Here is a 20,782-nt window from a genome sequence, read left to right as displayed (position 1 = left end):
CCCGGACCGACGCGCCGCCGCCTCCTCCGACGGGAGCGGGAGCGGCGGCGCGTCGGTCCGGACGGCGTCCGTCAGCGCAGGTAGTCGACCAGGCCGGCCGGCTTGAGGCCGGCGGCGTCGGCGGCGGCCAGGGCGCGTTGCAGGTCGGCGGCGAGGGTGTCGGTCCAGTGCATCAGCACGACGTCGCCCGGCTGCAGCAGGCCCGGGTGCCAGATGTCGCCGGCGCCCCAGCTGAAGTCCGCGTCGGCGGTGAGCACGGTGCGGATGCCGCAGTTCGCGGCGGCCTGCAGGGTGTCGGCGTTCCAGGCGAAGTACGGCGGGCGGAAGAAGGCCGGCGTGGTGCCGAAGAGGCGGGTCATGGAGTCGCGGGCGTCGCAGATCTCGACCTGCTGCCGTTCCAGCGGGAGCTTGGTGAGGTCGGCGTGGGAGACGCTGTGGTCCTGGACCGAGGAGCCGGGCACGGCGGTGACCCGCTTGAAGTAGGCCGGGTCGGAGGCAGCCGGCATCGGCAGCGGGAAGGCGGTGATGGGCAGCCGGTGGTCGGCGATGAACCGTTCCGCCTCGGGGGTGCGCTGCCAGCCGTCGTCCACGGTGAAGAAGACGACCCTGTCGTCGGTGGGGACGGAGCCCGCGGCGACGGCCGGGGCGGGTGCGGGGCCGTCCACCCGGACGTCGTCCACGGAGAACGGGCCCTGCTGGTACCAGCCGTGCACGTACAGCCGGACGCTGCGCGCGGTCGGGCCGGTGGTGAACCGGGTGCTCAGCCGCTGCCAGCCGCCGCCGGTGGTCTCCGTCCAGGCCGGGGCGACGTCCCTGCCGGTGCCGGTCGCGCCGAGGTGGACGAAGTCGCCGCGGACCCAGGCGGAGGCCGTGTAGGTGGTGTTGGGCTGGACCGCGACGGTCTGGGCGCACTCGCCGGTGGACTCGGCGCTCGCCGGGGTGACGGTGAGGGCGGAGGCGCCGGTGTGCGGGGCGGCGGCGGTGACGGCGGCTTCGGCAGGGCCGCCGGTGCAGCTCCAGCCGGGGACGCTGCCCCAGTCGGCGAGGTCGGGGGAGGGCACCTCGAAGCCGGGGTTGGTGGCGAGGTTGATGGTCGGCGCGGTCGGCGCGGTCGGGGCACTCGGGGCGCCGTCGGCGGAGGCCGCCGGTGCGGCGAGGCCGGTGAGCAGCACGACCGAGGCGGCCAGTACGGACAGGCGCGTGGACAGGCGCGTGGACATCGACACGTGAGGACTCCAGCAGGTGGGGGCACGCCCGTGGGGAGAGCGTGAGCGGAATCGGACCGTGGAACAGTGGAACCGGGGCGCTGAACCCCGGGTCGCGGAACTCCGGATCGTTCCGGATCGTCGCAACAATGGACTAGACCAATGAGGCCGTCAAGGGAACGGCGGATGAACCCCGCCGCCTCGCGCGGCCGCCCGCCCGGCGCAGGCGATGCCACCGCTCGTGCCGCACAAGGGACAAGACGGTACGTCAGGGACGCACCCGACAGGCCTGGTTCAGGACAGGTACAGCTCTTCGATGTCCCTCGCGTAGTGCTCCGCGATCGCCGCCCGCCGCAGCTTGAGCGAGGGGGTCAGCAGCCCCTGCTCCTGGCTGAACTCCCTTGGCAGCAACCGGAACGCGCGGATCGACTCGGCCCGGGAGACCGCCGTGTTCGCGGCCGCCACCGCACGCTGGATCTCCACGTGCAGCTCGTCGTCCGCGAGCACCGTCCACGGGTCCGCCTGCTGCGCCCGCCCGCGGGTCTTCAGCCAGTGCGCCAGCGCCGCCGGGTCGAGCGTGATCAGCGCGGCCACGTACGGGCGGTCGTCGCCCACCACCAGGCACTGGGAGACGAGAGGGTGCGCCTCGACCCGCTCCTCCAGGGCCGACGGGACCAGGTTCTTGCCGCTGCTGGTGACGATCAGGTCCTTCTTGCGGCCGGTGATGCTGAGGTAGCCGTCCTCGTCCAGCCGGCCCAGGTCGCCGGTCGCGAACCAGCCGTCGACCAGGGACTCGGCGGTGCAGCGCGGATGGTTGAGGTAGCCGCCGAAGACGGAGCCGCCGCGCACCCACACCTCGCCGTCGTCGGCGATCGCCACCGAGGCGCCCGGAACCGGCTGCCCGACCGTGCCGAGCTTCTGCCGGCCGACCGGGTTGGCGGTGATCGCGGCGGTGGTCTCGGTCAGCCCGTAGCCCTCGTACAGCTGGAGGCCGGCGCCGGTGAAGAACAGGCCCAGTTCGCGCCGGAGCGTGGAGCCGCCGCACATCACGCTGCGCACCCGGCCGCCGAGCACCGCCCGCAGCCTGGGGTAGACGGTCCGCTCGTACGCGAGGTGGCGCAGCCGCAGGGCCGCGCCCGGGCCGGGACCGCGTCCGAAGGCCTTCTGCTCCCGGGCGGCGGCCCAGTCGACGGCCACCTGTCGGGCCTGTTCGAAGAGTTCGCCGCGCCCGGCGTCCTCGGCGGCCCGCCGGGCCTGCTGGAAGATCTTCTCGAAGACGTACGGGACGGCGTGCAGGAAGGTCGGGCGGAAGGTCTCCAGCGCGGGCAGCAGCGCGTCGGTGGAGACCTCCGGGATGTGCCCGATCCGGAAGCCGCCGCGGAGCGCCGCGATCTGCACGGCCCGCCCGTAGACGTGCGCGAGCGGCAGGAACAGCAGGGTGGCGGGGCGGCCGCCGCCGGTCTCGCGCAGGGCGTCCCCCCAGCCGGCGAGCAGGGCGTCGGCCTCGGCGGCCAGGTTGGCGTGGGTGAGCAGGCAGCCCTTGGGGCGGCCGGTGGTGCCGGAGGTGTAGACGACGGTGGCGATGTTCCCGGCGGCGACGCCGAGGCGCTGGCGGTGCACCAGGGAGTCCGGCACGCCGAGTCCGTCCTCGGTGATCGTGGCGACGCAGTCCCGGTCCAGCTGCCAGATGCCGGTGAGGTCGGGCAGTGCGTCGCAGACCGCGCCGACCGTCATCGCGGCGTCCTCGTCCTCGACCAGGCAGGCCACCGCCTGGGTCTCGGCGAGGATCCAGCGCACCTGCTCGGGGGCGGCGGTGGGGTAGACCGGGACGGTGATCGCGCCGATCGACCAGAGTGCGTAGTCGAACAGCGTCCACTCGTAGCGGGTGCGGGACATCAGGGCGACCCGGTCGCCGTAGCGCACGCCGTGGGTGAGCAGGCCCTTGGCCAGGGCGAGCACCTGGTTCCGGAACTCCCGGGCGGTGACGTCCTGCCACCGGCCGTCCTCGGCCCGCCAGGAGAGCTGGACCAGGTCGGGGGTGCGCTCGGCGGTGTCGTAGAGGGAGTCGGCGAGTCCTCCGGTGGCCTCGGGTGCGGCCGGGGCGGGGGTGGTGAACTCGCGCACGGTCCTCCCCAGTTCGGTGCCGGTAGTACGGGGTGGGCCGAAACTATCGGATCGCCCAGTCACTTCCCAGGGTTGTGGCGGTGACGCGACGAGATCGGCACGTGTCCCCTCCGGTGGTGTCGCGCCCGGGGAGGCGCAGGGGAGGAAGCACGGAGGGCGTGGAGGGACCGGATCAACGCGGCATTCCGGGCATCTGCGGACGGCCCGGACGAGAAGCGGAGGCGGCGACGACCGGTTTCTGACGTGTGCGGGACGAGACCGGTCGGTGGACCGGTTCGCCCCTCGAACGAGTGGTGAGGGCGTAGTAGAGTCTCGCAGACCTGTGGCCGGGAACCCCTCCTCCGACCTTTCCCCCAGCACCCTCCACCGCCGCCCCCGCACCACTCGGACCGCCCCTGACCGGCCCGGCCCCGCCCGGCCCCCGACCCCGCTCCTCCGCCGCTCCCACGACTCCGCGACTCCCACGACCCTCACAGTTCCCACGACCCCACCGCTCCCCGTCCGCGCCTGGCACTTCCCGACCGAGGACTCCATGCGTCTGCGCAGCAGCTCGATCCGCGCGAAGATCATCGCGCTGCTCCTGGTGCCCATCGTCGCGCTCATCGCCCTGTGGGCGTACGCCACGATCGCCACCACCGGGGACGTCTGGAACCAGCTCGGGATCAGCCGTACGTACAAGGAGTTCGCGGGCCCGGTCGACCAGTACACCGGCGACCTGCAGAACGAGCGCCGCGCCGCCGTCCAGCGCCTGGCCGACCCGCGCTCACCCGCCGCCCGGGAGGCCTACGAGCGGGCCAAGGCCGCCACCGACCGCAGCCTGGACGTGCTGCGGCAGAAGAAGGACAGCTCCGGCAGCAAGCTCTCCGCCCCCCAGCGCGGCCGCTTCGTGCAGATCATCGCCGCCGCCGACCAGATCGGGCCGCTGCGCGCCCAGGTCGGCCGCTCCGCGCTGAACTGGGAGTTCGCGCTGGATCAGTACAGCGACCTGGTCAAGCCGGTGTTCGGCTTCCGGTCCGCCTACGTCGCCCGGCAGAGCGGCCAACTCCCCCGCCAGGGCACCATCCTGATCGAGCTGGTGCGCGCCCGCGAGTACCTGTCGCAGGAGGACGCCGCGATGGAGGGCCTGCGCACCGGCGCCACCAGGCCCACCGCCGAGCAGTACCAGGTCGCGCTGGACGCCCTGCACAACCAGCAGGCGCTGTTCACCGTCTACATCGCCGAGCTGGAACCCGCCGACCAGTCCGACTACGCCGCGCTGCGCGGCGGCGAGGCCTGGGGCGCGCTGGCCCGCGCCGAGGCGGACTTCGTCGGCGCCGGCGGCCCGGACCGGGTGGTCCAGGCGCTCAACAGCGACGGCTGGCGGGAGACCGCCGACCGGGCGCTCGGCGACCTCGCCTCGATCAACAGCCGGATCTCGGTCGGGCTGGACGACCGTGCGCGGTCCACGGCGATCGGGATGCTCTGGCGCGGCGGCATCGCCGGTGCCGTCGGCCTGGTCGCCGTGGTGCTGTCGATCATGATCTCGTTTCGGATCGGCCGGGGCCTGGCCCGCGAGCTGATCGGCCTGCGCAACGCGGCCCACGAGCTGGCCGGCACCCGGCTGCCGTCCGTCATGCTGCGGCTGCGCCGGGGCGAGCCGGTGGACGTGGCCGCCGAAGCCCCCGAGCTGCACTTCGGGAACGCCGAGATCGGCCAGGTCGGCCAGGCCTTCAACGCGGTGCAGCGGGCCGCCGTCGAGGCCGCCGTCGAACAGGCCGAACTGCGGCGCGGGGTCTCGGCGGTCTTCGTCAACCTGGCCCGGCGCAGTCAGGTGCTGCTGCACCGCCAGCTCACCCTGCTCGACACCATGGAGCGCCGCACCGAGGACCCGGCGGAGCTGGAGGACCTCTTCAAGGTCGACCACCTCACGACCCGCATGCGCCGGCACGCCGAGGGCCTGATCATCCTGGCCGGCGGCTCGCCCGGTCGCGCCTGGCGCAAGCCGGTCCGGATGGTGGACGTGGTCCGGGCGGCGGTCGGTGAGGTCGAGGACTACGCCCGGGTGATCGTCCGGCCGTTCCCCGGCACCGGCCTGCTCGGCAGCGCCGTCGCGGACGTCACCCACCTGGTCGCCGAACTGGTGGAGAACGCCGCGGTGTTCTCCCCGCCGAGCACCCAGGTCACCGTCCAGGGCGAGGTGGTGGCGCACGGCTTCGCGCTGGAGATCGACGACCGCGGGCTCGGGCTGAGCGAGCAGTTGCTCGCCGAGATCAACGAACGCCTCGCCGTGGAGCAGGAGTTCGACCTCGCCGACACCGACCGGCTGGGCCTGTTCGTGGTCAGCCGGCTGGCCCGGCGGCACGGTATCCGGGTGCACCTGCGGCCGTCCCCGTACGGCGGGACGACGGCGGTGGTGCTGATCCCGCGCGAGCTGCTCGCGGAGGCGCCCGACGGGAAGCCGGAGCCGGGCACGGCCGGGCAGCGGTCCGCGGCGGCCGGCCGGCGCGGGCAGCGGGACCTGGTCGCGGTGCCCGGGTCGGGAGGTGCCTCCCGGCCGGGGGCCGGGTCCGGTCCTGGCGCGGGCTCCGGTGCCGGCTCGGGTCCTGGTGCGGGTACGGGTGTCGCCGTCGCGGCGGGGGCCGGAGGTCGTACGGGCGCGGGTGTCGAGGACGGGGCGGCAGACGGGCGCCGTGGGACGACGGGTGGGCCGCGGCCCTCCGTGCCGGAGGCCGGCCGTACGGCGGGCGGGCTGCCGCGCCGGGCCTCGCGGGTCAAGAGCGGGCCGGTGCTGGTCCCCGCGCCCGCGGCGGACACCGAGGACGCCCCGGGGACGGGGCGGCATCGGCGGGAGGACACCCTGGTGGCCGCGGCCGAGGCGGCCGTCGCGGCCGCCGGGCCGGCCGACCCGACTGTGGCCCCGTCCGTGGACGCCGCGCCCCGGACGCCGGGCGGTCTGCCCCGGCGGGTCCGGCAGGCGAACCTGGCGCCGCAGCTCAGGGAACAGCTCACGGAACAGCTGAAGGAACGGTTCCGCAACGGGACCGGAGCCGACGGCCCCGGGGCAGCGCCGAACGGCGACGCCCAGGGCGGCCGGGGCTCCCGGGAGGGCGGGGAGTCCCGGGAGGCCCGGGAACGCTCGCCCGAGGAGGCCCGGGCCACCTTCGCCTCGTTCCAACGCGGCTTCACCCGGGGACGGGGTGCCACGGCTCCGGCGGACCGTACGGGCGCGTCCCCGGACCGCCCCGGTGCGCCGGCGAACCGCCCCGGTGCTCCGTTGACGGATCGTCCCGGCACGCCCGACGATCGTGCCGTGCGCGGGAACGGGCGGCCCACCGCCGCACCGGCCCGGCAGTCGCCGGACCGGTCCCGGCGGGCGATCGGCCCGGCTCCCGCCCCGGCGGCGCTGCCCGCGCCGCAGGACACCGGTCGGGCGCCGCTCGCCCGTCGGGTGCCGCCCGGGCAGCCGGTCCGCCGGAGCCCGGACACCGGCGCGAGCGCGCCACCACCCGGTCCACCCTCACCACCTGCCGTACCCGCACCACCCGCACCACCCGCTCCAGCGGAAGGAACTGATTCATGACCACGTCGATGCAGTCGGCCGGGGACCTCAACTGGCTCCTGGACGACCTGGTGGGGCGCGTCGCTGCCCTGCGGCACGCGGTGATCCTCTCCAACGACGGCCTGGCCACCGGTGCCTCCCGCGACCTGGACCGCGAGGACGCCGAGCACCTGGCCGCCGTCGCCGCCGGGTTCCACAGCCTGGCGAAGGGCGCCGGCGGGCACTTCAAGGTCGGCGGCGTCCGGCAGACCATGGTCGAGCTGGACGAGGCCTTCCTGTTCATCACGGCCGCCGGCGACGGAAGTTGTCTGGCCGTGCTGAGCGAGGCCGAGGCGGACATCGGCCAGATCGCGTACGAGATGGCGCTGCTGGTCAAGCGGGTCGGCGAGCACATGGCGGCCGAGCCGCGCACCGAAACCGCCCCGCCGGTGAGATGAGCGGTCCGATGGCGGATCCGAGGGCGGATGTGCCGGACGGCCCGGAGACGCCGGACGGCCCCCAGGTGCCGGTGGGCACGACCGGGCCGTCCGGCGTCGTCGGTCGGACCGGCGGTCAGGTCGGCGGTCCAGTCGGCGGTTCGGCCGGTTCGGAGGGTTTGGTCGGCTCGGACAGCCCGGACAGCTCGGTCGGCTCGGTCGGCTCCAAGAGCTCGGCCGAGCGGCCCGGCCCGGGGGCGCCGGCGGAGGACGGGCAGCCGGACCCGGACGGGGCCGACGTCGACCTGTTCCAGCCGCGCACCCCGGTCGACGACCGCTGGTTCGACGACGAGGCCGGCCCGGTGGTGCGGCTCTACTCGATGACCCGCGGCCGCACCCGACCGGTCGAGGAAGGGCTGTTCGACCTGATCTCGCTGGTCACCGCCGTCGATCCAGGGCAGGTCGCGGGGGCCGTGCCCGCGCACGTCCTCGACCCGGAGCACCAGACGCTGCTCACCCTGTGCCGCCGCGAGCCGCTCTCCGTCGCCGAGCTCGGTTCCTACACCGACCTGCCGGTCAGCGTGGTGCGGGTGCTGCTCGGCGACCTCTACGACGCCGAGCTGATCAGCGTCACCCGACCCGTTCCGCTCGCCGAGCTGCCGGACGAGCGCCTGCTGCGAGACGTGATCAATGGACTCCGTGCGCTCTGATCCCCACGCCCGCCCGGACGGCACCCGGCCGCACCGGGACGGCACCGCGGCCCACCCGGCGAACGCCAACGACCCGCGCTGGCGCGGCGGTCCGGCCGTCGCGGTGAAGATCCTGGTCGCGGGCGGCTTCGGCGCGGGCAAGACCACCCTGGTCGGCTCGGTCAGCGAGATCCGGCCGCTGCGCACCGAGGAGGAGCTCAGCGAGCTGGGCCGACCGCTGGACGACACCTCGGGCGTGGAGGCGAAGCGCACCACCACCGTCGCGATGGACTTCGGCCGGATCGACCTGCGGCCGGGCCTCGCGCTCTACCTGTTCGGCACACCCGGGCAGGACCGGTTCTGGTTCGTCTGGGACGAGTTGGCCCGCGGCGCGCTCGGCGCCCTGGTGCTCGCCGACACCCGGCGACTGGCCGACTGCTTCCCGTCGGTCGACTTCTTCGAGCAGCGCGGCATCCCGTTCCTGGTCGCGGTGAACTGCTTCGAGGGCACCGAGCGGTTCGCGCCGGACGAGGTCCGTGAGGCGCTCGACCTCGATCAGGACATCCCGGTGCTGCTCTGCGACGCTCGGCTGCGGCAGGACGGCAAGGACCTGCTCATCGCACTGGTCGAGCACGCCGCCGCCCTCCGGCACCGCCGCGCTCCGGTCGGCGCCTGAGGGGCGATGGGCTCCGGGTCGGTTCCGGGCCGGCTGCGGGTGCCTCCGGTTCGGCTCCGATTCGGCTTCGGCTCTGGCCGCGGTTCGACGGAGGAGGCCGTGCGACCGCTGCGCGACGGCCGTGCGACGACTCGGCAGGTGGGCGCGCCGACCTGCCCGTTTCGCCCGACGTCTCATTCGGCTGTCCGCATCCCGGACGATCACTGCGCCGAAGGTTGCCTAGACAGGCCCGGGCGTGGAAGGCTCTGTGGACGAAGGCCGCCCGGCCATGCCGTCGGGAGCGCCGGAAACGCGCCGTTCACACGGGTGTTGCGACCGGTGAACGGCCTTCGGAGTACCGGCGAGGCATCGCCGGCGGGCACCGGAAGCGGTGCGCCGCCGGGTGGCGAACAAGGGGGAGGGCAGCAGCATGACCGTCGACCGACGACGCATCACCACCGCGGTTCCCGGCCCCCTGATGCCTGTCGCCCCGGTGGCCGGTGCCTCGATGTTCGGTGCCCTGCTGCCCGGCGCCGCCGTGTGCGGCCTCGCCGATCCGGCGCTCACCGTCCGCCGCTACATCGACCACGCGCTGATCTGCAGCGCGTGTTGTCGCTGACCGGCCTGACCTTCCCGGTACGTCCCCCGGCGCTCGCGGCCCACCCGGCCCGCCGCCCGACGCACCGCCGAAACCCGTCGACCAGGCCGTAGCGGACCGCCCGTCCGGCGTGCCCGCGGCCGACCAACCGGACCCGCCCAGCGGAGAGACCACCAGTGAACATCGTCTGCCCCACCACCACCCCCGACGTCGTCGGCCGTACCCGAACGACCGGGTTGGCCCCCGCGATGCGCGCGGGCGGACGGACCGGACGGTGGAACCGGTGCGCGAGCCGCGCCGTGGACAGCCGGCGGGGTCGCCCCGACCTCGAGCCGTTCTGGCCGTCCCGGCAGCCGCACCTGTTCGATCAGACGTGTCCCGGCTCGCCCAGCGCGTCCCGGCCCTCCGCCGGCTGACCCGGTTCGGTCCGGTCCAGCCCAGGCAGTACGCCCGGTCGACGCGCAGACGACTCCACCCCGTCCGTCACGCGCGAAATGAGCGGCACACCATGTCTTCTTCCTCCACGGCCACCCTGACCCCGCCCACCGTGACCCCGCACCTGCGCGCGGTCCGCTCCCTCCCGCCGGTCTCCTCCGTCCCCGCCACCGTTCCGGTCGGTCCCGGCACGTCCGGGGTCGCGGGACCGACCGTCCCCCCGGCATCGGTGTCCGACCGATGGCCCGGGGCGACCACCCGTCCGCCCCATGCCGGTTCGGGTCACGTCGGGCCGGTGCCCGTCGGTCCGGCTCGTCCGGCTGCCGTCCCCGCGCCCGCCGTCGTGCAGCCGGGCGCCGCCGCCCCGCAGGTCCCCCAGGCGCTGCTCGCCGCGCTGCCGGAGGGGGCGGCCGTCGTCGCCACCCTGCCGCAGGGCGTGCTGCCGCAGGCGCTCCTCGCCCAGTACGGCAGCCAGTTCGGCGGCGCGAACGGCAGCCCGGTGGTCGGGTACCTGGTGCTGGTGCCGACCGAGAACCCGGCCGCGGCGAGCGCCGGTCTGCCGGTGGTGCCGGTGGGTGCCGGTCCCGTCGGCGCCGCGAGTGCGCACGCGGCACCCGGCGTCCAGCCGGTGGTCGACGGGTACGCCGCCCAGACCGTGGCGGGGGTCCGTCCGGTCCGCCCGGCCGCGCGTGGCATCGCCGTCGACACCGAGCGGCGCAACGCCTACGTCGACGGGCGGCTGCTCGACCTCACCTACCTGGAGTTCGAGCTGCTGGCCCACCTCACCGAGCACCCGCAGCGGGTGCACACCCGGGACCACCTGGTCTCCGCGGTCTGGGGCTACGGCCACGTCGGGGACGGGCGGACGGTCGACGTGCACGTCGCCCGGCTGCGCCGCAAGCTCGGGGCGGCTTACCGCGACACCATCGTGACGGTCCGTCGGGTCGGCTACAAGTACACCCCGGCCACGGCCTGACGGCAGGTCACTGCCGGTAGGTCGCCGTATCGGTAGCCGCCATCGACCCGGCACCGACGACCCGACCGCCACCGGCCGGGCGCCGACGACTCGGTGCCACCGGCCGGGCGCCACCGATCCGGCGCCCGGTCGGACACCGCTGACCGGCTGTCGCCGATGGGTCCGCCCCGTCCGGTCGAAGCGGCGGACCGCCCGTCCTGAAGCAGGCGGGCGGTCCGCCGCTTCGCCGTGTTCCGGGGGGCCGTCAGGGACGCTGGTCCGGGGGGAGCAGGAGGACGGCGAGCGCGTCGGCGCAGCCGCGCGCGTGGCCGAGGAACCAGTCCAGCCGGTCGTCGGTGAGGTGCGCGGGCGTCGAGCGGACCGCCAGGGCGAACCGGGCCTGTCCGGCGCCGTCGAGGACGGGCACGGCCACCGTCCGCACCCCGGCGGCCGACTCGCCGTCGTTGAGCGCGTATCCGGCCGCCCTGACCTTCTCCAACTCCTCCTCCAGGACGGCTGGTTCGGTGATCGTACGGTCGGTGAAGGAGGGTAGCGGCCCGAGCGCCGACGGCGCGGTCATCTCGCCCGGCCGCGGCCAGGCGAGCAGGACCTTGCCGAGCGCCGTGGAGTGCAGCGGGCGGCGCAGGCCCAGCCCGGTGTCCGGGCGGACGGAGCCGCCGACCAGGATCACCGCGTGCGCACCGCTGCGGATCGCCAGGTCGGCGGTCGCCTTGGTGCGCCGGGACAGCAGGTCCAGCTCGGGCCCGGCGAGGTGCAACCCGCGCTGGTGGAAGGTGAGCTGGCCGAGTTCGGCGACGGCCGGACCGAGTCGGTAGCGGGCGGTCTGCTCGTCCTGCTCCAGGAATCCGGCGCTGACCAGCGTGCGGGCCAGCCGGTGTGCGGTGGAGACCGACAGGCCCATCCGGCGAGCCAGGTCGGAGGCGCTCAGGTCGGGGCCGTTGTCATGGAAGCAGTGCAGCACTCCGAGCGCGCGCTGGACGGCCTGCGCACCGGCCGGCGGACTCTGGACGGCGGTGGCGGCCTCGGCCATGGCACCTCGCGTTTCGGTTCGGAGCTCCGGACGGGCGGCCGGAGCGGTCTCAGCGTAGGGCAGCCAGTGCTGCGGGATTGTGTCGACGACGTTGCAATGGAATGGCGTTGATGAACAACTGATCCCACCATGTGGCAAAGGCTTGCTTCCGGCTCGTCCGCCGTGGAACGCTCCTCGCATCGCAACCGGACGGCCGCTCGGCCCGGCCGGTGACCGCCCCGACTCCGCGGAAGGAGAAGCGCCGTGACGTCCCACCGGTGTCTCCCCTCCCGTGCGTGTTGTCGCTGACCGACCCGTCGCCGCCGACCGTCGCCGACCGGCGTCTCCCGCGCCGCCCGCCGTCGCGCATCGCGGCATCCAACCCCCTTGCGTACACCGTCTCGTGGCCCGTCGTGCGGTCATTCGATTCCCAGCTCCTCCGGCCGCCGTCGGAGTCACCGTGGAGGACCAACTCCGTTGTCCAGCCGTGCCCAGAACGCCTCCCCGCTTCCCGACACCCTCTGGTTCACCCGCTGCCCGGTGCCCACCGCGACCGGGATCGCCGCCGACCGGGGGTGGCTCGCCCGCGAGTTCGCCGCCGACGGCATCGCCGTCCGCTCGCTGCAGGACGCCCCGCCGGAGGTGGCCGCCGACCACCACTACACCCACGCGCTGACCGGCCTGTTCCGGGAAGGCGGCAACGTCCCCGCGCTGTGGGCGCGTTCGCGCGGCGAGGCGACCAGGCTGATCGGCCTCACCTGGATCGAGGAGCGCCAGGTGGTGCTGGTCCGGGCCGGCACCGGCATCACCGAGCCCGGGCAGCTGCGCGGGCTCCGACTGGCGCTCCCACATCATGACATCGGCATCGACTTCTGGCGGGCCATGGCGCTGGCCGGCCTGCGCGGTGCCCTCGGGCTCGCGGGCCTCACCCTGGCGGACGCCGAGCTGGTGGACGTCCCGGCCGTCCCGGGTGGCGGGCAGTGGTCCGCCGAGCTGGCCGCACTGCGGGACGGCACGGTGGACGCGGTGTACGTGAAGGGGGCGCTCGCCGTCGAGGCGGCCCGCCGGATCGGTGCGGAGGTGGCCGTGGAACTGGACGCGGCGCCGGACCGCCGGGCCCGGGTCAACAACGGCACGCCCCGGCCGATCACCGTCCACCAGCGGCTGCTGGACGAGCATCCCGGGTTGGTCGCCCGCTTCCTCGCGGTGCTGCTGGAGGCCGCCGACTGGGCGGCGGAGCGTCCGGAGGAGGTGGTCCGGATCCTGCGGGCCGAGACCGGTGCCGGCGCCGAGGGCGTTACCGGGGCCTACGCGCCGGGCAGCCACCGCACCCTGCACCTGGACCTGTCGGCGGAGCGGCTGGAGCTGCTGGCGCTGCAGGAACGATTCCTCAGGGAGCACCGCTTCCTCGCCGCTCCGGTGGACGTCCAGGCATGGGCCGACCCGGAGCCGCTCCGCGCCGCCCGCGAGCTGCTGCGGGTGCGGCGTCCGCGTGAGGGCGCCGGTACGGGTGCGGGTGCCGAGGGCGCTCAGATCACAGACTTCGGATAACAGCGTTCAACTAACAGATTTCGAAAGTTGTCAGCTGTCAGTCGTCAGCCGTCGGTTGTCGGCTGTCATCTGTCACTCACTTGGAGACCCCCGTTGAAGACCCCCCGCCTCGCCTTCGCCGCCACCGCGCTGCTCGCCTCCACCGCCCTGGCCGCCTGCGGCTCGTCCGCCGACGGGGCCAAGGCCTCCGCCGGAGGCGGGGCCGGCGGCAGGGCCGACGTGGTGCTCCGGCTGCCCGACCCCGGCAACAACGGCTTCCTCGCCCGTGGCAAGAAGGACGGCTCGCTGGACCGGGCCCTCGCCGCCGTCCACGCCAAGGTCGCCTGGACGGGCAGTGCCGGCCCCTTCGCCCCCGCCGCCCAGGCCCTCTCCGCCGACCAGTTGGACGTCGCCCAGGGCTCGATCACCTCGGCCGTCGCCGCGCTCGCCCAGAAGCCCGGCTTCAAGCTGTTCGCCCAGACCGCGCCCGACGGCGTCGGCGAGGGGATCCTGGTGAAGAACGACTCGGCCGTCAAGTCCGTCCAGGACCTGGTCGGCCGGAAGGTCGCCGTCTCCCAGGGCGGCACCAGCGAGTACCTGCTGCTCAAGGCGCTCGAGAAGAACGGCGTCCCGGCCGACCGGGTGGAGCGGGTCTACCTGCGCGCCGACCAGACCTCAGGTGTCTTCAACTCCGGTCAGGTGGACGCCTGGGCGACCTGGAACACCTTCTCGACGCCCGCCATCGCCAACGCCGGTGCGCACTTCCTGGTCAACGGCCAGGAAGTGGGCTCCGACAACTACGCCGTCTGGGCCGTGCGCAACGGCTTCGCCGACAAGCACCCCGAGGTGGTCAAGGCCTTCTACGCCTACCTGCGGGAGAACGGCGCGAAGGAGAAGGCGGACCCGGCGGCCTACCTCAACGTCTTCACCGACGCCGGCCCGACCGCCGTCACTCCTGCGGAGAAGGACGTCGCGATGAACGTCAGCAGGCAGGGCACCCCGGCCGACGCCATCTCCGACGCCGACATCGCCCGCTTCGGGACGGTCGCCCGGTTCTTCGCCGACCAGAAGGTCACCAAGCAGTTGGTCGACGTCAAGCCGTACCTGATCGACGTCAACAAGCTCGCGGATGGTGCCAAGTGACCACCGTGACCGACAAGTTCACACCCGACGACACCCGCGCGGCACTGGACGCCGGCCTGGTCGCCCCGCGCAGCCGGCGGCACCGGACCCGCCACCACGCACTCGCCGTGACCCTGCGCACGGTCGGACCGCTCGCCCTGCTCGGCGGCTGGGCCCTCGCCTCCGCCACCGGCGCGCTCACCCAGGACGTGCTCGCCTCGCCCGCCCAGGTCGCCCAGGCCGTAGGGGAGTTGTGGGGCAACGGCCAGCTGGCCGACGCCCTGTCCGTCTCCCTCACGCGCGCCGGACTCGGCCTGTTCTTCGGCGCGACCACCGGCCTGGTGCTCGGCGTGGTCACCGGATTCACCCGTCTCGGCGAGGAGTTGCTCGACTCCGCGATCCAGGTCCTGCGCACCGTGCCGTTCCTGGCCCTCGTCCCGCTGTTCATGGTGTGGTTCGGCATCACCGAGACCGCGAAGGTCGCGCTGATCGCGGTCGCCACCAGCTTCCCGATGTACGTGTCCGCCTCGGGCGGGGTCCGCAGCACCGACCGCAAGCTGGTCGAGGCGATGCGCAGCTTCGGCCTCGGCCGGTGGGCGATCGTGCGCACCGTCGTGCTGCCCGGAGCGTTGCCCTCGCTGCTGTCCGGACTGCGGCTGTCGATGACGCTCAGCGTGATCGCCCTGATCGCCGCCGAGGAGATCAACTCCACGGAGGGGATCGGGTACTTGATGGCCCAGGCACAGAACTACTCGCGTACCGACGTCCTCGCCGTCTGCATCCTGATCTACGGGCTGCTCGGCCTCGCCGCCGACGGCATCGTCCGAGTCCTCGAACGCGTGCTGATGCCGTGGCGCCAGGCCGTCCAGGGAGCGGACCGATGACCGCCGAGTCGTCCGCCGCCGCCCCCGCCCCCTCCTTCCATTCGGTGCCCGAGGGGGCGACCCCGGCCGTCCATCTGCGCGGCCTGCGACGGGTGTTCGGCGCCCGCGCCGTGCTCGACGGGGTCGACCTCTCCCTCGCCCGCGGCGAGTTCGTCGCCCTGCTGGGGGCCAGCGGTACCGGCAAGACCACCCTGCTGCGCATCCTCGGGGCGCTCGACCAGGCGGACGAGGGCACCGTGCTGGTCCCGCCGGTCCGGACCGTGGTCTTCCAGGAACCCCGGCTGGTGCCGTCCAAGCGGGTGCTGGCCAACGTCACGGTCGGCCTGCCGCGCGGCGCCGCGACCCGGGAGACCGGGCTGAAGGCCCTCGCCGAGGTCGGCCTGGAGGGGCACGCCGAGGCCTGGCCGGCCACCCTCTCGGGCGGTGAGGCGCAGCGCGTCGCGCTCGCCAGGGCACTCGTCCGGGAGCCTCAACTCCTTTTGCTCGACGAACCGTTCGCCGCGCTGGACGCGCTCACCCGACTGCGCATGCAGGACCTCGTCGGCGACCTGGTGCGCCGCCACCGCCCGGCGGTGCTGCTGGTCACCCATGATGTGGACGAGGCCGTACGGCTCGCCGACCGGGTCGTGGTACTGCGCGACGGTCTGCTCGCCCGGGACGAGACCGTCACCGTCCAGCACCCGCGCGACCCGGCCGATCCCGCCTTCGCCGATCTGCGGCGCCGGCTGCTCGCCGACCTCGGCGTGCACTGAGGTCCGCTGAGGTCCACTGAGGCCCGCAGAGATTCAGCGACGACCACCGGGGTCGCGGAACCCCGTGGACCAGTGAACTCACCCGACCGCCTGCCGATTTCCCCCGACGTCCGACAGACCCAGCCAGCACCAACGGAGTTGACCAGATGACCGTGACCCTCGGCGTCCACGCCAGCAACCCCTCGCTCTACTACCTCGCCCGACTCCCGTACCTGGACGAGGAGCTGGCGCCGCTCGGCGAGACCGGCGCCTTCCACCACTACACGGACGGCACCCGCACCGGAACGCTGCTCGCCGAGGGCGTCATCGACTTCGGCGGGACCGGCTCCACCCCGCCGATCACCGCGCAGGCGGCCGGCCACGACCTGGTGTACGCGGCGGTCTCGGCACCCCGCCCGGACCACGGCGCCCTGCTGGTGCTGGACTCGGGCCCGGTGCGGACGGTCGCGGACCTCAAGGGCTCCACCGTCGTCCTCGCCGTGGGCTCCTGGCAGACCCACCTGCTCGCCAAGGCCCTGGACGCGCAGGGGCTCTCGTACGGCGGCGACGTCACCCCCGCGCGCCCGGCGCCCGGTGAGGACCAGGCGCAGCGGCTGCGCGACGGCGAGATCGCCGGCTGGATCGCCCAGGGCGCCGAACTCGCCGCCGCCCGCCGCACCGGGGAGTTCCGCGAGCTGGTCCGCACCGGTGACGTCATCACCGACCGCTCGGTGTTCTTCACCCGTCGCGACTTCGCGACCGGGCGCCCCGAGGTGGTCGCCGCGATCGCGACCGCGCTGCGCCGGGCGGATGCCTGGGCGGCCGCCAACCCGGCCGAGGCCGCCGCGATCGCCGCCGAGGAGCTGGGCGGCACGGCCGCCGACTGGCAGGCCGCGCTGGGCGCACTGCCGTGGCGACTGGAGCCCGCCACCGCCGGGTTCGTCGCCGAGCAGCAGGAGGCCGCGGACATCTTCCACGGGGTGGGCTTCATCGACCGGGCGCTGACCGTCGCCGACGCCCACCTGCCCGCACTGGAGGCCCCGGTGGCCGCCGCGCTCGCGAAGGCGGTCTGACTCGTGGCCTCCGAAGTCCTCTGGTACATCATCCCGCGCGAGGGCCACTACCCCTGGGAACCGGCCGGGCGCCGCCCGGTGGACCTCCGCTACCTCCAGCAACTCGCGGGCAGCTGTGAGCGGTTGGGATACACCGGCGCCCTGCTCGCGACCGACCTGTACGACGTCTGGACACTCGGCAGCGCGCTCGCGGCGGCCACCACCCCGGCCTTCAAGCCGCTGCTGGCCGTCCACCCCGGGCTGGTCTCGCCCACGCTGCTGGCCAAGATGGCGCTGAGTTTCGACCACCTGCACGGCGGCCGGCTGCGCTTCAACGTGGTGAACGGCTCGACCGCGCAGCTGCGCGAGTACGGCCTGGACGTCGAGCACGACGACCGGTACCGGCTCAGCGGAGAGTACTGGTCGATCGTCAAGCGCCTCACGGCGGGTGAGGTCTTCGACCACAAGGGCGAGTTCTACGAGTTGAGGAACGCGGGCGCGAGCCTGCGCGAACTCGCCCCGGTGCAGCCCGGCGGCATCCCGCTCTGGTTCGGCGGCAGTTCGGCCGCCGGCATCGAGATGGCGGCCCGGCACGTGGACGTGTACCTGACCTGGGGCGAGCCGCCGCACCTGCTCAAGGAGAAGCTGGACCTGGTCCGGGAGCGTGCCGCCGCCCACGGCCGGACCCTGCGGATCGGACTGCGGCTGCACCTGATCGTCCGCGACACCGAGGACGAGGCCTGGGCGGCCGCCGACCGGCTGCTGGACGTGACCAGCGAGGCCACCTACGCGCGCCAGCTGGGCGGGGCGAAGGGGGAGGACGGGGTCGGCTGGCAGCGGCAGTTCCGGCAGCACGGCGGCAAGGTGCCGGCCCGGGCCCGGGAGCTGGAGGCCTACCCCAACCTGTGGCCGGGGATGAGCCTGTTCCGCCCCGGCCCCGGCACGGCCGTGGTCGGCTCGACCGCCCAGGTGATCGAGCGGTTGCAGGAGTTCGAGGCGCTGGGCGTCGACACCTTCATCCTCTCGGGCAACCCGCTGCTGGAAGAGGCGCACCGGGTTGCAGAAACGGTTCTGCCCGCCCTGGGCGTCAAGCGGCCAGCGGCTGAGGACTGACGGCTGACAACGAACAGACGACGGATAACAGATGACAGCTGACAGATTCTGAAATCTGTCAGCTGTCGGTCGTCACTTGTCAGCTGTCGCCGCCCGCCTCCACCCGGCCCTCAGCGGCTCAGCCGGTCGATCTCCGCCAGCTCCTCCGCCGTCAGCGGCCCGCCCGCCAGCGCGTCGAGGTTCTGGTCCAGCTGGGCCACGCTGCTCGCGCCGATGATCACCGAGACCACCCGCGGGTCCCGCAGTACCCAGCACAGCGCCAGCTGCGCCAGCGTCTGCCCGCGCCCCTCGGCGACCTCGGCCAGCGCCCGCAGCTGCTCCAGCTTCGTGCCGGTCAGCGTCTCCTCGGTGAGGAACTTCCCGACCGACATCCGCGAGCCCGCCGGCACCGCCCCGGACAGGTAGCGGTCGGTCAGCAGCCCCTGAGCCAGCGGCGAGTAGGCGATCAGACTGGTCTGGGTGTCGCCCACCGCGTCCAGGACGCCGCCGTCCTCCACGTACCGGTTGAGGATCGAGTACGCCGACTGGTTCATCAGCACCGGCGTCCCCAGCTCGCGCAGGATCGCCACCGCCTCCCGGTGCTGCTCCGCCGGGTAGTTGGAGATCGCCGCGTACAGTGCCCGGCCCGAGCGGACCGCGCTGTCCAGCGCCCCCATCGTCTCCTCGATCGGGGTCTCCGGGTCGTACCGGTGCGAGTAGAAGACGTCGACGTAGTCCAACCCCATCCGGTCCAACGACTGGTCGAGGCTGGCCAGCAGGTACTTGCGGCTGCCGCCGTTGCCGTACGGGCCGGGCCACATGTCCCAGCCGGCCTTGCTGGCGATGAACAGCTCGTCCCGGTACGGCCGGAAGTCCTGGGCGAACAGGTAGCCGAAGTTGCGCTCGGCGCTGCCGTACGGCGGGCCGTAGTTGTTCGCCAGGTCGAAGTGGGTGACGCCCCGGTCGAAGGCCCGGCGCAGCACCGCCCGCTGCACCTCCAGTGGCTGGGCGTCGCCGAAGTTGTGCCAGAGCCCGAGCGAGACGGCGGGCAGCTGGACGCCGCTGCGGCCGGCCTTCCGGTAGGTCATCGAGTCATAGCGGTCATCCGCGGCGAGGTAGCTCATGGCGGACATCTTGCCAGCCGGCCGTGGCGGATCAAGCCCTTGCCCCACTTCCGGCCGGTGCCTATGCTCGCGGAGGATCGTATGTGTGCGAGGCGAGGGGGAGGCGAGATGGCAGTCCGGACCGTGACCGCCGCCGCGGCCCGCTGTTGTTGTCGCCGCCACCGCAGCACCGACCGCTGACACCACCGCGCCCCGCGGCCCGCACGGGCCGCCGCCCGAGCGGCCCGCCCACCCGGGCGCCCTGCCGCCCGCCCTGTCAGCCGTTCCGCCGGTGCCGCCCGTGTGAGCGCACGCACCGGACCTCGCGCCGGCCCCGTGCTCCGCGCGGCTCACCGTGCCCTGGGACTCCGCCGCTCCCGTCCCAGGCGAGTCCCGAGCCCCTCCCGAGCCCGACCAGAGCGCCCAAGGAGACCGCCGTGCGGTTCACCGTCTCGTCCCTCGTCGCCAACGCCTCCGACCCGGTCACCGGCGTCCGGCGGACCCCGCAGCGGAAGCTGCGCAACGTCATCGACCAGGCGGTCCTCGCCGAGCAACTCGGCTACGACGGCTATGGCGTAGGGGAGCGGCACGGCGAGCCGTTCCTCTCCCCGGCCCCGCCCCTGCTGCTCAGCGCCATCGCCGCCCGTACCTCCACCCTCCGGTTGTTCACCACGGTGACCGTGCTCAGCATCCTCGACCCGGTGCGGGTCGCCGAGGACTACGCGATGCTCGACCAACTCTCGGGAGGCCGACTCGAGTTGATCGTCGGCAAGGGCAACGATCCGCGCCACTTCGGGCTGTTCGGCCTCCCCGAGGAGCGCCAGTGGGAGGCGCTCGCGGAGAACTACGGCCTGCTGCGCCGGCTCTGGCGCGAGGAGAAGGTGACCTGGGAGGGCTCCACCCGGCCGCCGCTGAAGGACGCCACCGTCTGGCCGCGCCCGTTCCAGGACCCGATACCGGTGTGGCACGGCAGCGCGACCAGCAGGCAGTCCACCGATCTCGCCGCCCGCCACGGCGACCCGCTCTTCTCCGCCAACTCCTTCCACCCGCTGGAGAAGTACCGGGCGCTGGTGGAGCACTACCGCGAGCGCTGGGAGCACTACGGGCACGACCCGGCGCGGGCCCGGGTGGGCGCGAGCTTCGGCGGGCTGTACGTCGCCAGGCGTTCACAGGACGCCGTCGAGGGCTTCCGCCCGTACTGGAACGCGCTGCTCGACTCGGCCGCCGGCCGGCACAACAACTCGCCGTTCACATCACTGGAGGACGCGCTGGAGCGCGGATCGGCGCTGGTCGGCAGCCCCCAGCAGGTGATCGAGAAGATCCACCGCTACCACGAGGCCTTCGGCAACGAGGTGGTCGGCATCGGGGTGGACGCGCTCACCGAAGGGGCGCAGCGGGAACAACTGGAGCTGTTCGCAACCGAGGTGGTCCCGGAGGTCCGTCGCGCGCTGCCGTAGTCGCGCGGGCGGGCCGCCCGCCCGCGCAATGCGCCGTGCACCCCTACGCGGCGTGATGCCGACCACCGTCGGTGACGTGACGCGCGCCACCATCCGCGCCGGAATGCCGTTCGGCGGGGCGGGGGATGACGAACGGTCGAGGGGCCGTGGCCGCCGGGGGGCGGCG

At 73.9% G+C, this 20,782-nt stretch carries 17 protein-coding genes; 13 read left to right on the top strand and 4 right to left on the bottom strand.

Annotation, left to right across the window (positions count from 1 at the left end):
* Positions 1-71: 71 nt before the first annotated feature.
* Complete coding sequence (locus ACFY0X_RS21735) at positions 72-1,220, bottom strand: polysaccharide deacetylase family protein (protein WP_387756830.1); 1,149 nt, start codon at positions 1,218-1,220, stop codon at positions 72-74.
* Positions 1,221-1,499: 279 nt separating this feature from the next.
* Complete coding sequence (locus ACFY0X_RS21730; protein WP_387756797.1) at positions 1,500-3,329, bottom strand: AMP-dependent synthetase/ligase; 1,830 nt, start codon at positions 3,327-3,329, stop codon at positions 1,500-1,502.
* Between the two features lie 532 nt (positions 3,330-3,861).
* Between ACFY0X_RS21730 and ACFY0X_RS21725 the strand changes: the two genes are divergently transcribed.
* From ACFY0X_RS21725 to ACFY0X_RS21700, 6 genes are all read left to right on the top strand, one after another.
* The gene (locus ACFY0X_RS21725; RefSeq protein ID WP_387756796.1) at positions 3,862-6,888 is read left to right on the top strand and encodes a nitrate- and nitrite sensing domain-containing protein; all 3,027 of its coding nucleotides are present in this window, start codon (positions 3,862-3,864) and stop codon (positions 6,886-6,888) included.
* Positions 6,885-7,304, top strand: coding sequence for a roadblock/LC7 domain-containing protein (locus tag ACFY0X_RS21720; RefSeq protein ID WP_387756795.1), 420 nt, complete (start codon positions 6,885-6,887; stop codon positions 7,302-7,304). The genes ACFY0X_RS21725 and ACFY0X_RS21720 overlap by 4 nt, the downstream gene beginning before the upstream one ends.
* Before the next feature lie 284 nt (positions 7,305-7,588).
* Positions 7,589-7,993: a DUF742 domain-containing protein gene (locus ACFY0X_RS21715; protein ID WP_387756829.1), complete on the top strand. Its 405-nt coding sequence runs from the start codon at positions 7,589-7,591 to the stop codon at positions 7,991-7,993.
* 103 nt (positions 7,994-8,096) lie between these two features.
* Positions 8,097-8,648: an ATP/GTP-binding protein gene (locus tag ACFY0X_RS21710; RefSeq protein ID WP_387756828.1), complete on the top strand. Its 552-nt coding sequence runs from the start codon at positions 8,097-8,099 to the stop codon at positions 8,646-8,648.
* Between the two features lie 409 nt (positions 8,649-9,057).
* Positions 9,058-9,246: a hypothetical protein gene (locus ACFY0X_RS21705; protein WP_387756794.1), complete on the top strand. Its 189-nt coding sequence runs from the start codon at positions 9,058-9,060 to the stop codon at positions 9,244-9,246.
* A 709-nt stretch (positions 9,247-9,955) separates the two neighbouring features.
* Positions 9,956-10,636 (top strand): winged helix-turn-helix domain-containing protein, encoded by a 681-nt coding sequence (locus ACFY0X_RS21700; protein ID WP_387756793.1) that lies wholly within the window; start codon positions 9,956-9,958, stop codon positions 10,634-10,636.
* A 244-nt stretch (positions 10,637-10,880) separates the two neighbouring features.
* On the opposite strand, the gene ACFY0X_RS21695 is transcribed toward ACFY0X_RS21700, so the two are convergent.
* Positions 10,881-11,666: an IclR family transcriptional regulator gene (locus ACFY0X_RS21695; protein WP_387756792.1), complete on the bottom strand. Its 786-nt coding sequence runs from the start codon at positions 11,664-11,666 to the stop codon at positions 10,881-10,883.
* Positions 11,667-12,122: 456 nt separating this feature from the next.
* Here ACFY0X_RS21695 and ACFY0X_RS21690 point away from each other — a divergent pair, with 456 nt between their 5' ends.
* The 6 genes from ACFY0X_RS21690 (at position 12,123) to ACFY0X_RS21665 (ending at position 18,077) form a co-directional block, all read left to right on the top strand.
* The gene (locus tag ACFY0X_RS21690) at positions 12,123-13,196 is read left to right on the top strand and encodes an ABC transporter substrate-binding protein (protein ID WP_387756791.1); all 1,074 of its coding nucleotides are present in this window, start codon (positions 12,123-12,125) and stop codon (positions 13,194-13,196) included.
* 93 nt (positions 13,197-13,289) lie between these two features.
* A complete protein-coding gene (locus tag ACFY0X_RS21685) occupies positions 13,290-14,318 on the top strand; it encodes an ABC transporter substrate-binding protein (RefSeq protein ID WP_387756790.1) in 1,029 nt (342 codons plus the stop codon).
* Positions 14,315-15,181 (top strand): ABC transporter permease, encoded by an 867-nt coding sequence (locus ACFY0X_RS21680; RefSeq protein ID WP_387756789.1) that lies wholly within the window; start codon positions 14,315-14,317, stop codon positions 15,179-15,181. The genes ACFY0X_RS21685 and ACFY0X_RS21680 overlap by 4 nt, the downstream gene beginning before the upstream one ends.
* Positions 15,178-15,933, top strand: a complete 756-nt coding sequence (locus tag ACFY0X_RS21675; RefSeq protein ID WP_387756788.1) for an ABC transporter ATP-binding protein — start codon at positions 15,178-15,180, stop codon at positions 15,931-15,933. Before ACFY0X_RS21680 ends, ACFY0X_RS21675 begins: the two co-directional genes overlap by 4 nt.
* Before the next feature lie 146 nt (positions 15,934-16,079).
* The gene (locus ACFY0X_RS21670; RefSeq protein ID WP_387756787.1) at positions 16,080-16,985 is read left to right on the top strand and encodes an ABC transporter substrate-binding protein; all 906 of its coding nucleotides are present in this window, start codon (positions 16,080-16,082) and stop codon (positions 16,983-16,985) included.
* Positions 16,986-16,988: 3 nt separating this feature from the next.
* The gene (locus ACFY0X_RS21665; protein ID WP_387756786.1) at positions 16,989-18,077 is read left to right on the top strand and encodes an LLM class flavin-dependent oxidoreductase; all 1,089 of its coding nucleotides are present in this window, start codon (positions 16,989-16,991) and stop codon (positions 18,075-18,077) included.
* A 110-nt stretch (positions 18,078-18,187) separates the two neighbouring features.
* Here ACFY0X_RS21665 and ACFY0X_RS21660 read toward each other — a convergent pair whose 3' ends face one another.
* Entirely contained in the window at positions 18,188-19,180 is a 993-nt protein-coding gene (locus tag ACFY0X_RS21660; RefSeq protein WP_387756785.1) for an aldo/keto reductase, read from the bottom strand.
* 416 nt (positions 19,181-19,596) lie between these two features.
* Between ACFY0X_RS21660 and ACFY0X_RS21655 the strand changes: the two genes are divergently transcribed.
* The gene (locus tag ACFY0X_RS21655) at positions 19,597-20,616 is read left to right on the top strand and encodes an LLM class flavin-dependent oxidoreductase (protein WP_387756784.1); all 1,020 of its coding nucleotides are present in this window, start codon (positions 19,597-19,599) and stop codon (positions 20,614-20,616) included.
* Positions 20,617-20,782 lie beyond the last annotated feature (166 nt).

Origin of the sequence: Kitasatospora sp. NPDC001547, assembly GCF_042894165.1 — a bacterium.
Lineage (GTDB): Bacteria > Actinomycetota > Actinomycetes > Streptomycetales > Streptomycetaceae > Kitasatospora.
This window is presented reverse-complemented; position numbering and strand designations above follow the sequence as displayed.